This is a genomic window from Streptomyces sp. NPDC031445 (assembly GCF_055581365.1).
The window spans coordinates 80681-93634 of sequence record NZ_JBVIJO010000016.1 but is presented as its reverse complement, the minus strand read 5'-3'; the positions used below and the strand labels follow the sequence as shown (position 1 = coordinate 93634).

Annotated in this window: 11 protein-coding genes; 5 read left to right on the top strand and 6 right to left on the bottom strand. The window is 73.7% G+C overall.

Annotated elements, in window-relative coordinates:
* Nucleotides 1-142: 142 nt before the first annotated feature.
* The gene (locus tag ACZ5DC_RS34140) at nucleotides 143-1747 is read right to left on the bottom strand and encodes an alpha/beta hydrolase (RefSeq protein WP_468659282.1); all 1605 of its coding nucleotides are present in this window, start codon (nucleotides 1745-1747) and stop codon (nucleotides 143-145) included.
* Between the two features lie 308 nt (nucleotides 1748-2055).
* Here ACZ5DC_RS34140 and ACZ5DC_RS34135 point away from each other — a divergent pair, with 308 nt between their 5' ends.
* Together ACZ5DC_RS34135 and ACZ5DC_RS34130 are read left to right on the top strand one after the other, a co-directional pair.
* The gene (locus ACZ5DC_RS34135) at nucleotides 2056-2712 is read left to right on the top strand and encodes a chaplin (protein WP_468659280.1); all 657 of its coding nucleotides are present in this window, start codon (nucleotides 2056-2058) and stop codon (nucleotides 2710-2712) included.
* Between the two features lie 237 nt (nucleotides 2713-2949).
* Nucleotides 2950-3804, top strand: coding sequence for a GNAT family N-acetyltransferase (locus ACZ5DC_RS34130; protein ID WP_468659278.1), 855 nt, complete (start codon nucleotides 2950-2952; stop codon nucleotides 3802-3804).
* A 3-nt stretch (nucleotides 3805-3807) separates the two neighbouring features.
* Here ACZ5DC_RS34130 and ACZ5DC_RS34125 read toward each other — a convergent pair whose 3' ends face one another.
* Together ACZ5DC_RS34125 and ACZ5DC_RS34120 are read right to left on the bottom strand one after the other, a co-directional pair.
* Nucleotides 3808-4299 carry a nucleoside deaminase gene (locus ACZ5DC_RS34125; RefSeq protein WP_468659276.1) on the bottom strand — a complete coding sequence of 164 codons (492 nt, stop codon included), beginning with the start codon at nucleotides 4297-4299 and terminating at the stop codon, nucleotides 3808-3810.
* Entirely contained in the window at nucleotides 4283-5569 is a 1287-nt protein-coding gene (locus tag ACZ5DC_RS34120) for an MFS transporter (protein WP_468659274.1), read from the bottom strand. Before ACZ5DC_RS34120 ends, ACZ5DC_RS34125 begins: the two co-directional genes overlap by 17 nt.
* A gap of 60 nt (nucleotides 5570-5629) precedes the next feature.
* On the opposite strand from ACZ5DC_RS34120, the gene ACZ5DC_RS34115 reads away from it, so the two are divergent.
* Together ACZ5DC_RS34115 and ACZ5DC_RS34110 are read left to right on the top strand one after the other, a co-directional pair.
* On the top strand, nucleotides 5630-6001 hold the full coding sequence (locus ACZ5DC_RS34115) for a MerR family transcriptional regulator (protein ID WP_468659272.1): 372 nt from the start codon (nucleotides 5630-5632) through the stop codon (nucleotides 5999-6001).
* Nucleotides 6002-6074: 73 nt separating this feature from the next.
* A complete protein-coding gene (locus ACZ5DC_RS34110) occupies nucleotides 6075-6851 on the top strand; it encodes a GNAT family N-acetyltransferase (RefSeq protein WP_468659270.1) in 777 nt (258 codons plus the stop codon).
* Between the two features lies 1 nt (nucleotide 6852).
* On the opposite strand, the gene ACZ5DC_RS34105 is transcribed toward ACZ5DC_RS34110, so the two are convergent.
* A complete protein-coding gene (locus ACZ5DC_RS34105) occupies nucleotides 6853-7116 on the bottom strand; it encodes a GlsB/YeaQ/YmgE family stress response membrane protein (protein WP_468659268.1) in 264 nt (87 codons plus the stop codon).
* Nucleotides 7117-7343: 227 nt separating this feature from the next.
* Between ACZ5DC_RS34105 and ACZ5DC_RS34100 the strand changes: the two genes are divergently transcribed.
* A complete protein-coding gene (locus tag ACZ5DC_RS34100) occupies nucleotides 7344-8792 on the top strand; it encodes a hydrolase (RefSeq protein WP_468659266.1) in 1449 nt (482 codons plus the stop codon).
* A gap of 47 nt (nucleotides 8793-8839) precedes the next feature.
* Here the strand turns inward: ACZ5DC_RS34100 and ACZ5DC_RS34095 are convergent, their stop codons facing one another.
* Both ACZ5DC_RS34095 and ACZ5DC_RS34090 read right to left on the bottom strand, forming a co-directional pair.
* Entirely contained in the window at nucleotides 8840-11554 is a 2715-nt protein-coding gene (locus tag ACZ5DC_RS34095; protein WP_468659264.1) for a glycoside hydrolase family 2 protein, read from the bottom strand.
* Nucleotides 11555-11660: 106 nt separating this feature from the next.
* Nucleotides 11661-12845, bottom strand: a complete 1185-nt coding sequence (locus ACZ5DC_RS34090; protein WP_468659261.1) for an ROK family protein — start codon at nucleotides 12843-12845, stop codon at nucleotides 11661-11663.
* Nucleotides 12846-12954 lie beyond the last annotated feature (109 nt).

Sequence of the window (12954 nt, the reverse complement as noted above, 5' to 3'; positions counted from 1 at the left end):
GACACGGCGGCCTGGCGGCGCCTTGTCGTAGGGGACGGCCGGGGCGGCCGGGGGGTTGCCCCGGTGCGCGGCGTTCACCCGGATGCGCCACAGCCGGTGCCGGCCGGTGCGGCGGCGACCGGCGGCCGGTGGCGTGCGGACCTCAGCCGCCGCTGTCCGGGGTGACACTCTGGCGAACCCCGTCGGCCGGGCAGGAGCTGCCGTTCGCGGGCAGCGAGCCGTACAGCAGGAAGTCGTTGACCTTGCGGTGCACACACACGGAGGACGAGTACCCGGTGTGGCCCTCGCCCTTGTTGTCGAGCACCACGGCCGACGGGCCGAGCCGCTGCGCCGTCTCCACGGTCCACTGGTACGGCGTCGCCGGATCGCCGCGCGTGCCGACGAGCAGCATCTTCGCCGTGCGCACGTCCTTCACCCGGTCGCGGATGAAGTCGGTGCCCTTGGGCCGGCCGTAGCACAGCAGCAACTGGGTGAGCCGGTAGCGGCCGAAGACCGGTGACGCCTGGTCGTAGGCGGCCCGCAGGTCCTTCAGGTCCCTGGTGAGCCGTGCCGCGGTGGGCCGGTCGGGGTCGTCCGCGCAGTTGATCGCCATCAGCGCCGCCGGCAGGTTGTCCGCCGGGACGTCCTCGGTGTCGGCCAGCCCGCCGTCCGTCCGGTGCCGCTCGCGGGGCAGGCCGATGCCGCCCGTGGCGAAGGCCAGGACGCGCCGGGTGTCGCCGTCGTCGATCAGCGAGGCCAGCGCCCGCTCCAGCGAAGGCCACAGATCCCTGCTGTACAGGCCCTGTCCGATGGCGCCCACCAGGTCCTGGCCGGAGAACGAGCCGCCGGAGTACGTGGGCACCGGGTTCTCGTCGAGCGAGCGCACGAGCCGGATCACCTGGTCCCCGGCCCTGCGCCGGTCCTGCCCGAACGGACAGCCGAGATCCGTCGTACACCAGTCCAGGAAGTCGTCCAGTGCCGTCTGCTGCCCCGCGGCCCCCGCCACCCCCTGCTCGGCCGGCGACTCGGTCAGCGTGTCCACGCCGTCCAGGACGACCCGGCCGACCTTGCCGGGGAACTGCGCCGCGTACACCGCGCCGAGCCGGCTGCCGTAGGAGAAGCCGAGGTAGTTGAGCCGGTCGTCGCCGAGCGCCTGGCGGATGACGTCCAGGTCGCGGGAGGCGTTCACGGTGCCGATGTGCGCCAGCACCGGGCCGGAGGACCGGGCACACCGTTCGGCGGCCTGCCGCAGCTGCTTGAGCAGGGTCTGCGGACGGCCGGCGTCGGTGTCCCCTTCCGTCCCGGCCGAGGCGAGGTCGTCGCCGTCGCCGCAGCTGACGGGGGAGGACCGGCCGACCCCGCGCGGGTCGAAGGTGACCACGTCGTAGCCCTTGGTCAGATCCATGAACTGCTTGCCCTCGGCGGCCAGCGCGGGGACGCCGGCGCCGCCCGGGCCGCCGAAGTTCAGCAGCAGCGAGGCCCGGGACGTCCCGCTGGCGCGGTAGCGGGCCAGGGCCACGTCGAGCGTGCCGGCGCGTGGTCGCGCGTAGTCGAGGGGGACGGTGACCTTCGCGCACTGGAGGCCGTCGGGCGTGTCCGTCCCCGGACACGCGGTCCAGGTGGGCTTCTGCCGGTAGAACCGCGACAGGTCGGGCTGCGGCTGGTCGGCGGCAGCCGCGGGCAGCCCGGCTCCGAGCAGCGCCAGGACGAGGGCCGAGGCACCCGCGCAGCGCCGGACGGCGGGCCGTGTGGACAGCTTGGCCAGCATCGTTACGCCTCCCGGGGCGCCCGCCGGGACCGGGGACGGCGCCCTCGGATCAGGTTAAGCGGGCCCCGCACGGCCCGCCTCCGGGCGAGCGGGGCGGCTGCGGGCGGTGTAATCTGCGCGCCCTTCATGCCCCGTTGGTGATCTTTCAGCGGCTTTACAGGCAGTTCGATAACCGTGCCGCTCGATGGGGTGAAAGACCGATTAGCCATAACTCCGATTGGTTCGACTCCGTTTTAGGTGGTGCGGGTGAGTGCTCGCGAAGAAGTCTGGAAGGCAGGGAACCTATGAGACGGGCTACCCGAAACGGTGTGATCGCCGTCGCCGCCGCGTCCGGCGCGATGGCCGTGGCGCTGCCGGTGTCCACCGCCTTCGCGGCGGGCGGGTCCGACGCCCGCGGCTCGGCGGCAGGCTCGCCCGGGCTGGTCTCCGGCAACGGCATCCAGCTGCCGGTGCACGTGCCGGTGAACGTCTGCGGCAACACGGTGGACGTCGTCGGGCTGCTCGATCCGGCCGCGGGCAACGCGTGCGCGAACACCGGCGGCAGGAGCGGCGGCACGGGGAAGACCGAGGCGCCGACCGCGTCCGGGGGCGCCTTGGCCCACGGCGGCGCCGAGGACTCGCCCGGGGTGCTCTCGGGCAACGGCATCCAGCTCCCCGTCGACCTGCCGGTCAACGTCAGCGGGAACAGCGTCGACGTCGTCGGCATCGGCAACCCGGCCCACGGCAACCAGTCGGTCAACGGCCCCGGCGAGGAACCGACCCGGCCCCCGCGGACCCCGGCCCCGACGCACCGGGCCCCGAAGCCGCCGGCCCCCGTCCGGTCGCACCCCGCCCCGCACCCGGCGACCTCCACGCTGGCGCACACCGGAGCCGACGTGACGGTCCCGGCCGTCGCCGGCAGCGCCGCGCTCCTGCTCACCGGCGCGATCCTGTACCGCCGCTCCCGCCCGGGCCGCACCCACTGACCCACCCCCCACGGCCCCGCCGGACCCCGGCCCGGCGGGGCCGTGCCGCGTCCCCTCCTGCCCTCGCCTCTGCGTACCCGAGAGTCTTCCGACTCCCCGCCCCGGCGGCGCAGTCCAGCCGCACCGGCCGGTCTCCCCGTGGCGCGGCCCGTCTTGATCCGAAAGGATGCTGCGGGCGGCCGGCGGACGCCCCTGCCGTGCGGACAGCCCCACCCCGACGGAGAACGGAGCGCAGCGATGACCTCTGCCACCCCCCACGACCTCGTCGTCACGCGGGCCACCCTCGACGACTGGCCGGTGATCAGCGGGTGGGCGGCCGCGGAGGGATGGAACCCCGGGCTGTCCGACGGGCCCGCCTTCTTCGCGCAGGACCCCGAGGGGTTCTTCCTCGGCCGGATCGACGGGGAGCCGGTGTCGGCCGTCTCCGTCGTCAACCACGGCCCCGACTACGCCTTCCTCGGCTGCTACCTGGTCCGCCCCGACCTGCGCGGCCAGGGACACGGCCTCACCACGTGGAAGACCGCGCTCGCCCACGCCGGGAACCGCACCGTGGGCCTGGACGGAGTCGTCGCCCAGCAGGCCAACTACCGCCAGTCCGGCTTCCGTCCCGCCCACTGCACCATCCGCTTCACCGGCACCGCCCCCCACACCGGCACCCCCGCCGGCGTCCGCCCGGCCGGACCCGCCGACGTGGCCGCGCTCACCGCCTACGACAGCGCCTGCCACCCCGCGGACCGCCCCCGCTTCCTCGCCGAGTGGCTGCGCACGCCCGGCCACCGTGCCGTCGTCCGGGAGGAGGGCGGGCGCCCGACCGGCTACGGCGTGCTCCGCCCCGGCCACGACACCCTGCGCGTCGGCCCCCTGTTCGCGGACACCGCCGACGACGCCCGGGTCCTGTTCGCCGCCCTCACCGCCGAGGCGGCCGGCAGCGAGGTGGCGATCGACGTCCCCGAGCCGAACACGGCCGCCGTCGCCCTCGCCGAAGAGGCGGGCCTGCGCCCCTCCTTCGAGACCGCCCGCATGTACACGGGACCGGTGCGCCCGTACGCCCGGGAGCGGGTGTTCGGCGTCACCACGCTCGAACTGGGCTGACCGTCAGGCGCGTTCGGTGTTCCCGGCGTGGAAACGGCGGTGCAACCGCCGTACTTCGTCCACCAGTTCCGGAACCGGCCCCTCCACCGCCACGTCGGGCGCGATGTCCCGCACGGGCAGCGTGCGCACCGGCGGCGCGGGCACACCCAGCTCGGCCAGCAGACCGGAGAGCTGGACGGAGGAGACGACGTACACGATCCGGCCGAGTCCCACCCAGGCGTGCGCCGCCGCGCACATCGGGCAGTGCTCGCCGGAGGTGTAGACGGTCGCCGCCGCCCGCTCCCCGGGCGTCAGGTGCGCGGCCGACCAGCGGGCCAGCTCGAACTCGGGGTGCCGGGTGCGGTCACCGCCCGCCACCCGGTTGCGGTCCTCCGCCAGCACGGTCCCGTCCCCGGCCACGAGCACCGAACCGAAGGGCTCGTCCCCGGCGTCCAGCGCCTCCTCGGCCAGCTCCACACAGCGGCGCAGATACCGCAGCTCACTGTCCCGTACCATCGGCCCACCTCCTCACGGCATGATCTCCGGCGGGGCACGTTACGGCCACCTCGGCCGCCCCCGCCAGCGCGTTCGCCTCAGCGGCAACGGCCGGGCGCCGCGCCGGGAAGGCGTACCGGCGCCCGGCCGCGACCGTGACGAGCGCCAGCAGCACCGGCGGCAAGGCGGTCCACGGCAGGGCCCCCGCGCCCGCGGCGTCCAGCGCCAGACCGCCGGTGAACGACCCGGCCGCGATGCCCGCGTTGTACACCGTGGTCTGCAACGAGGTCGCCACATCGGCGTCGGCCGGCCCCGACGCGTCGACGAGCGCCGTCTGGATCAGCGTGGGCGCCCCGCCGAAGGCCACACCCCACAGCGCCACCGCGCCGGCCAGCAGCCAGGGCACCCGGGCGCCCAGGCCCAGCACCGGCAGCACGGCCGCGACCAGGGCGAGCGCCGTGAGCAGGGTGGGACGCGGCTTGCGGTCGACCAGCAGGCCGGTGAGCCAGACGCCGGCCACCGTGGCGCAGCCGAACACCGCGAGCAGCACGTCCGTACGGCCGTACCCCGCGTGCGCGGCGAACGGGGCGACATAGGTGTACATCACCTGGTGCCCCAGCAGCAGGAACAGCGTGACGGACAGCACCGGGCGGATCCCGGGGCGCACGGCGACCCGGACCAGGGGCAGGCGCGCGTGCGGGGGTTCACCCGGGAAGCGGGGCACCGGCAGCCGTACCCAGCCCACGAGCAGCACGGCGAGCACGGCGAGCGTGCCGAACGCGGCCCGCCAGCCCACCGCCCCGGCCAGCGCGGTACCGGCGGGCACGCCCAGCGCAAGGGCCAGGGTGATCCCGGCGAGCACCACCGCGACGGCCCGGCCGCGCCGCTCGGCCGGCGCCATCCGGGCCGCGTACCCGGCGAGCATCGCCCACAGCGTGCCGCCCGTCGCCCCGGCCAGCAGCCGGGCCGCGACGGTGAGCGGGTACGACGACGACACCGCGACCAGCGCGTCGGCCGCGGCGAACCCCAGCAGCGTGCCGCACAGGACCGGCCGCCGGGGGAGCCCCCGCAGGGCCGCGGTCAGCGGGATCGCGGCCACGAACGAGGCCGCGGCGTAGGCGGTGACGAGGAAACCGATCCGGGACTCGGCCACCCCCAGCGGGGGCGCCATCGCGGGCAGCAGGCCCGCCGGGAGGAGTTCGGTCAGTACGGCGGTGAACGCGGCGCAGGACAGGGCGAGCAGCCCCGACCACGGCAGCCGGCCGCCCTTGACCTGGGAGGACAGGGTCATGCCACCATGGTCGAAGCCTCACATCAGTGTGAAGGTCAAGCGCGGCTCCGGGAGGCCGGCATGCGGATCGGTGAGCTGTCCCGCCGTACGGGCGTCCCCGCCCGGCTGCTGCGGTACTACGAGGAGCAGCGCCTGCTCCATCCGGAACGCGCCGGCAACGGCTACCGCAGCTATCCGGAGTCCGCGGTCGCGCGGGTGGGACAGATCCGCGGCCTGCTGGACTCCGGCCTGACCACCGAGATGATCCGCGCGATCCTGCCGTACCTGTGCGGCCCGGGGCATCTCGTGCCGGCCCCCGAGGACGTGCCGGCGGAGACGGCCGCCCTGCTCCAAGGGCACATCGACCGCATCCAGTCCCGCATCGACTGCCTGGCCCGCAACCGCGACCGCCTCACCGCGTACCTGGCGGCGGTACGGCCGGACGGCCGCTGACGTCCCGTCAGTTGCCGCCCGGACGGCTGGTTAATCCTTTGTCCCGGCCCGGCCGCCGTGCTGAAGTGGAGCCATGGATCATGCCTCAGTGCTCGCTGTGTACGACCGTGACCTGCGCGAGGGTGCCCGGCCCGACGGACCCGGGGCCCGGATCGAGAGGGCCGGCGGGGTGGTGCGCCAGGTCGCGGACGCGCCCGGCTGGAACGGCGTACTCTGGTCCGCCCTGGACGCGGCGGACGCGGACCGGGCCGTCCGCGACCAGATCGCCTACTTCGGCGGTCTGGGACTGGACTTCGAGTGGAAGCTGTACGCCCACGACGCGCCGGCCGATCTCGGCGACCGGCTGCTCGCCGCCGGATTCCGGGCCGAGCCCGCGGAGACACTGATGGTGGCCGAGGTGACCGAGCTGCCGCTGGACACCGCGCCACCGGCCGGCGTCCGCTTCGTCGAGGCCACCGATCCGGCCGGCGTCGATCTCGTCGTGGACGTGCACGAGAGGGCCTTCGGGACCGACGGGGGCGGGCTGCGGCACCGGTTGCTCTCCCGCCTGGCCACCGACCCCGGCACGGTCGTCGCCGTGGCCGCCCTCGCCGGCGGCGAGCCGGTCGCCGCCGCCCGCATGGAGCTGGTGCCCGGCACCCGGTTCGCCGGGCTGTGGGGCGGCGGCACGGTCGCGGCCTGGCGGGGCAGGGGCATCTACCGCGCCCTGATCGCCCACCGCGTGCGCGTCGCCGCCGCCCGGGGCTACCGCTACGTCCACGTCGACGCCTCGTCCATGAGCCGCCCGATCCTGGACCGCCTCGGCTTCCACGCACTGAGCACGACGACGCCGTACCTCTACGAGAACTGACTCAGCGCCGGGCCCGGCTCCGGTCCAGCGCGGCCACACCGACGGCCGCCAGGGCTATCTGGATGAGCCACTCGATCCAGTCGGGCCCCTTGGTGTCGGCGACCCCCAGCCCGGCGGCGATCGCCGAGCCCAGCAGCGCGGCCACGATGCCGACGACGATGGTCCACAGGATCCCGATGTGCTGCCGCCCGGGGACGACCAGCCGCCCCAGCACACCGATGACGAGGCCGATGACGATGGCGCTGATGATGCCCGAGATCTCCATGGCCGACCCTCCTTGACGGTCTTGTTGATGATCCCCGTTGATGTGGAATGTGCCCGCTGTAAGCGGAGCCACTCCGCCCCGGTCGCCCCCGGAAACCTCTGTTCACGGCCGTTGATGCCATGTACCTTTCAACCGTTCGACGCGTGTAGAACCTCACGCCGGTTCTACGCGCGCAGACTTGGCGCCCGCACCGCCCGCTTCCCCACCCCTTCACGGAGGTTCGACGGATGCCCGGATCCGGGAGATCCCGCCCCAGATTCACCACCGCCCTGGCCGCCCTCGGCCTGCTGGTCACCGCAGCCGCCGTTCAGGCCGGCGCCGGCACCCCCGCCCACGCGGCGACCACGCACCGCGTCCTGTTCGACAACGCGCACGCCGAGACGGCCGGCAACGCCGACTGGATCATCTCCACCAGCCAGCCCGACCCGCTCGGCCAGGACTCCACCCCGTCCGCCGAGACGGACTGGACCGGCGCCCTGTCCTCCTGGGGGGTGGCGCTGCAGAAGACCGGCGGCTACAGCCTGAAGACGCTGCCGTCGGGCTCCAGCCTCGCCTACGGCGGCACGTCCGCGACCGACCTGTCGAACTTCGACACGCTGGTCTTGCCGGAACCCAACACGCTGTTCACGAGCGCCGAGAAGACGGCGATCATGAACTTCGTGAAGAACGGCGGCGGCCTGTTCATGATCTCCGACCACACGGGCGCCGACCGCAACAACGACGGCTACGACGCGGTCGAGATCCTCAACGACCTGATGACGAACAACAGCGTCGACTCCACCGACCCGTTCGGCTTCTCCATCGACTCGCTGAGCATCAGCTCCGACCACCCTGCCGCGATCAGCGACAGCACCGACCCGGTGCTGCACGGCTCCTTCGGCACCGTCACCAAGAGCCTGATCGCCAGCGGTACGACCGCCACGCTCAAGCCCGCCGACAACCCGTCCGTCAAGGGCCTGCTCCACCGCACCGGTTACTCCGGCAACACCGGTGTCTTCTTCGCCACCAGCACCTTCGGCAGCGGCCGGGTGGCGTTCTGGGGCGACAGCTCCCCGATCGACGACGGCACCGGCCAGTCCGGCAACACGCTGTACGACGGCTGGAACGACTCCTCCGCCACCGACGCGGCCCTCGCCCTCAACGCCACCGAGTGGCTGTCCGGCGCGAGCGGCAGCGGTGGCGGCGGTGGAGGTGGCGGCACCTGCACGTCCGCCCAGCTCCTGGCCAACCCCGGCTTCGAGTCCGGCGCCGCTTCCTGGACCGCCACCAGCGGCGTGATCACCAACGACACCGGCGAGGCCGCCCGCACCGGCTCCTACAAGGCATGGCTGGACGGCTACGGCTCGGCCCGCACCGACACCCTCGCGCAGTCGGTGACCGTCCCGGCCGGCTGCACGAGCGCCACCCTGAGCTTCTACCTCCACGTCGACACCGCCGAGACGACCACCACGACGGCCTACGACACCCTCAAGGCGCAGGTCCTGGGCAGCGGCGGAACGGTGCTGTCCACCCTCGCGACCTACTCGAACCTGAACGCGGGGAGCGGCTACACCCAGCGCAGCTTCAACCTCGCGAGCTACGCCGGCCAGACCGTGACGATCAAGTTCACCGGCACCGAGGGCTCCACCCTCCAGACCTCGTTCGTCCTCGACGACACCGCGCTCACCGTGAGCTGAGCCGGGACAGGGGGGTTGGCCACGCGGGTCCGCCCCCCTGTGCGGTGTCAGCCCGCCGGCACCGTCCGCTCCGGCGTGTTCCATCCGGAGATCCGCACGGCCGGTGCCGAGCCGCGCAGGCCGGCCGTCCGGTAGGTGGCGGTCAGCGTCACCGACTCGCCCGGCCACAGGCTCACCTCGTTGTCCGACCAGCGCACCGGCAGCACGGGCTTGCCGTGCTCGTCGACGAGGTGCACGTCCGTCAGCAGCGCCGGGGTCGTCCCGCTTCCGCCGTGGCGCAGGGTCACCGTCGTGGTCGCCGTGCCGTCCGAGGCCCGCGTGGTCGCCGTCGCCGTCACCGGGACCGGCGCCATCGAGGTGAGCCCCTTCATGTCGGCGTAGCTCGTCGTCGGCGTGTGGTACCAGGTGGTGCCGTTCCAGTCGAGGGTGTCGGGCCGGGTGGAGAGCCAGTACACGTTCCGGCTGACCTCCCTGCCGTCCGCGTCCGTCAGCACCAGCCGGAGCAGGTACGTGCGCGCCAGCCCGCTCACCGAGGACGGCAGGGTGAGCGGTGTGCCGTGCGCCCCGCCGCCGTCCACCGCGACACCGGTGACGGTCCTGTCGTACTTCCGGGTGCCGTCGGGATCGAACAGCGTGGCCCGCGCGGTGAGGCCCTCGGCGGCGGCGGGCCGGTTGTTCACCACCACGACCGAGCGGTCGTCGTAGGAGTACTGGATGTGCAGCGGCTCGTTCGCCTTCTTCGCGCCGTAGTAGGAGCCGTTCTGGTCGAGGTAGCGGTCGGTCAGCTGCCAGTGCAGGGACGTCCAGCCGCTGTTGAACATCCAGTGGATCACCCCGGTGGCGGGCCGGTCCCGGTCGGTCGCGTTGCGTCCGTACGCCTCGAACTGGGCGCGGACGTTCTCGTACTGGGCGAGCTGGGCCTTGCGGACGTAGTCGGTGAGGCCGGTCGGGGCGCCGTAGCGGCCGGCGAGGGCGTCGTCGTAGATCTTCAGCGTGCCGAACACGGGGGACGGTGAGCGGTGGTACTGCCTGGCGTCCGGGTCCTTCCACAGGGTGTCGAGTTCGGCGGGTGTCATCATCCGGCGCAGGGTGTCGAGGGTGGGGATGCTGGGGCCCGCGCTGGTCTCGGAGTTGAACCCGGTCGCCCCGCCCTCCCGCTTGGCGTACCAGTAGCCGGGCGGTACCCAGTCGTAGGGGCCGGTCATCTTCATGCCCGAGCTGCCCAGCCGGGGGGAGGACCGGTCGGAGGCGGAGGAGACCACGGGGGTGGGCCAGTCGGCGGACTCCAGGGCGTCCAGATAGGTCTTCTCGATCGTCGCGTCGGGGGCGAAGTCGCTGCCGATCAGGAAGGAGACGACGCTCGGGTGGTCACGCAGCCGCGCGGCCTCGGCGGCCATGGACGCCCGGGCGACCGGGTAGTCGGCGTCGGTCCACCGGTCGCCCTTCTCACTGCCGTTGACCTGGCCCTCCCATTTGTCGCAGCACTCCCAGCCCGGCAGGGTGAGCAGGCCGTAGCGGTCGGCCAGGGTGAAGAACTCGTCCGGTTCCAGGTGGCCTTCCAGGCGGAGGGTGTTCAGGCCCAGGTCCAGGGCGTACTTCAGGCGGTCCTCGACATAGGCGGGGTCCCAGCGCAGGAACTCGTCCGGGGACCAGCCGCCGCCCTTGATCAGCAGCCTGCGGCCGTTGATCCGGTACTGCCGGGCGCCGTGGGAGTCCAGCGGGGCCTTCACGTCCCGGATGCCGAAGGTCTCGTGCGCGGTGTCCGACGTGGTGCCTGCCACGGTGGCGGTGAGGCGGAGGTCGTACAGCGGCTGCCCGCCCATGCCGGCCGGCCACCACACCTTGGGGCCGGTCAGGTGCAGGCCGGGGGTGCCGGCGGGGGAGAAGGTGACGGTCTTCGTCTCGTGCGCGGCGAGCGAGACCGTCGTACGGAACGCGGTCCCGGCGACCCTGCCGCCGACCTCCGCCGTGACCGGCGCGTCCGTGTCGTTGCGGGCCTGCGCCTTGACCGTCAGGTCGGCCGTGCCGAGCTTCGGCACCGCCAGCTTCGTGACCACGTGCGCGTCGCGCAGGGCGACCGGGCCGCCCCTGCGGACCAGGACGTCCCGGACGATTCCCATGTTCTGGTCGGGCGGCGGCTGGAGCCAGTCGATCCAGCCCATGGTCAGGTCCTTGAGCGGGTCGTTGGGCCGGACGCGGAAGGCGACCGTGTTGGTGCCGGACCTGACCAGCGGGGTGATGTCGAGCTCGTGGCGGGTGTAGGCGCCGGTCACCTCGGCGGCCTTCGCCACCCGCCGGCCGTTCACGTAGACGTCCGCCGCCGAGACGACCCCGCTGAAGTCGAGGGACGTGCGCTGCCGGGTGTCCCGGAGGGTGAAGTCGGCGCGGTACCACCAGGGCACCTCGAAGTCGGCCCGGGGGATCTTCTGCTGCTCGGTGGAGTGGAACGGGTCGCCGTAGAGCCCGTTCGCCAGCAGTGCGGCCAGTACCGTGGAGCGCGGGCCCGCCGGATACCAGTCCCGCGCCCGATAACCGGGGGAGGACACGGCCGCCGCCGAGTCGCCCACCTTCGCCGTGGACTGGACGGCGTAGCCGGACAGCGGGGTGCTGCTGCCGGCCGCGGAGGGCACATGGGTGATCCGGGCGGGCCGGTGGGGCTCCGCCGTGTCCCGGGGGCCGGCCCAGGCGCCGGCGGTCAGGGAGCCGACCAGGGCGATGAGTGCGGCGGTCATGGGGAGCCGACGGGCGGGGCGAGGGAACACGGCGGTCTCCAGCCTCGTAAAGTTAGGAAACTTTACTAACTCCGGCCACGCTAGGGCGCGCCGTGGACCGTGTCAACGACCCCCGCCGCGGTGGCCGTTGAACGGGTCAGGTTCCGGCCGTACGGCGTTCGAACACCAGGTCGCGGGCCGTGTCCAGGGCCGTCGCCACCGCGCCCAGCAGCACGGCGTCCTCGCCGAGCCGGCTCGGCGCGATCCGGGGCCGCAGCGGGGTCAGCGCGCGCAGCCGCTCCCGCACGGGCCGCAGCAGCAGGTCGACGCTGTGCCCGACACCACCGCCGAGCACCACGAGGTCCGGGTCCAGCACGGCGGCGGCCGCCGCCACGGTGTGCGCTATCCGCTCGCCCTCCAGCTCCACCGCCCGCACCGCGCCCGGATGCCCCTGCCGGGCCGCGTCGAACACGGCCTTCGCCGTGAGCTGCCCGCGCATCCCGAACTCGCGGGCGGCCTCCACCACCGCCACCCCCGACACCGCGTCCTCCAGCCGCTCCTGCTTCTGCCGGCCGCGCCACGGCAGGAAGCCGATCTCCCCGGCCAGCCCGTGCGCGCCCGTGAACAGCCGCCCCTCGCTGACCACCCCCATCCCCAGGCCGGTGCCGATCAGGATGTACGCGAAGAGCCGGCTGCCCGCGCCGACGCCGTAGGTGTACTCGCCGAGCGCCGCCAGATTGGCGTCGTTGTGCACCTCCAGCGGCACGCCCAGCTCCGTGCGCATGCCGTCCACCAGCCCGGGCCGCCCCCAGCCCGGCAGGTGCATCGCGTAGCGCACCCGCCGCCGCTTCTCGTCGTACACCCCCGGCGTGCCCACCACGCCGTGCACCACCTGAGCCGGGTCCACGCCCGAGTTGGCGATCACCTGGCGGGCGGTGCCCACGACCAGGTCGGTGAGGGCGGCCGAGGCGCGCGCCCGGTTGCGTATGTCGGCCCGCGCCACGACCGTGCCGTCCAGGTCCACCACCGCCACGCGCAGCCAGCCCCGGCCGATGTCCACGCCGAGCGCGTACCCGGCGGCCGGATCGGGTGCGTAGAGCACGGCGGTGCGCCCGCGCTCCGGGGCCTGCGTGCCGACCTCGTGCACCAGGCCGGCCGCCGCCAGCGAGGCCAGCGCGCTGGAGACGGTCGGCTTGGACAGGCCGGTCTCCCGGGCCAGTTGGGCGCGCGAGGCGGCGCCGAGGGCACGCAGCCGGTCCAGCAGCAGCCGTTCGTTGGTACGGCGCAGCCGCCGGCGGCTCCAGGGCTGTTCCGGCTGCTCTACGACGTCGCTGGCGGGCATCGCACCATTCTCGTGCATTCCTGTCACACACTTGACGCCTCTAGTAAGGCTCCTTAACTTTATCCGCCAGTCACCCTCCGCCGGGCGTCGCGCGCCCGTCGCGTCAGGA

Excerpts from the sequence above, each read along its gene's own strand:
- ACZ5DC_RS34140 (WP_468659282.1), bottom strand. The coding sequence starts at position 1,747 with ATGCTGGCCAAGCTGTCCACACGGCCCGCCGTCCGGCGCTGCGCGGGT.
- ACZ5DC_RS34130 (WP_468659278.1), top strand. The coding sequence starts at position 2,950 with ATGACCTCTGCCACCCCCCACGACCTCGTCGTCACGCGGGCCACCCTC.
- ACZ5DC_RS34125 (WP_468659276.1), bottom strand. The coding sequence starts at position 4,299 with ATGGTACGGGACAGTGAGCTGCGGTATCTGCGCCGCTGTGTGGAGCTG.
- ACZ5DC_RS34120 (WP_468659274.1), bottom strand. The coding sequence starts at position 5,569 with ATGACCCTGTCCTCCCAGGTCAAGGGCGGCCGGCTGCCGTGGTCGGGG.
- ACZ5DC_RS34115 (WP_468659272.1), top strand. The coding sequence starts at position 5,630 with ATGCGGATCGGTGAGCTGTCCCGCCGTACGGGCGTCCCCGCCCGGCTG.
- ACZ5DC_RS34110 (WP_468659270.1), top strand. The coding sequence starts at position 6,075 with ATGGATCATGCCTCAGTGCTCGCTGTGTACGACCGTGACCTGCGCGAG.
- ACZ5DC_RS34105 (WP_468659268.1), bottom strand. The coding sequence starts at position 7,116 with ATGGAGATCTCGGGCATCATCAGCGCCATCGTCATCGGCCTCGTCATC.
- ACZ5DC_RS34100 (WP_468659266.1), top strand. The coding sequence starts at position 7,344 with ATGCCCGGATCCGGGAGATCCCGCCCCAGATTCACCACCGCCCTGGCC.
- ACZ5DC_RS34090 (WP_468659261.1), bottom strand. The coding sequence starts at position 12,845 with ATGCCCGCCAGCGACGTCGTAGAGCAGCCGGAACAGCCCTGGAGCCGC.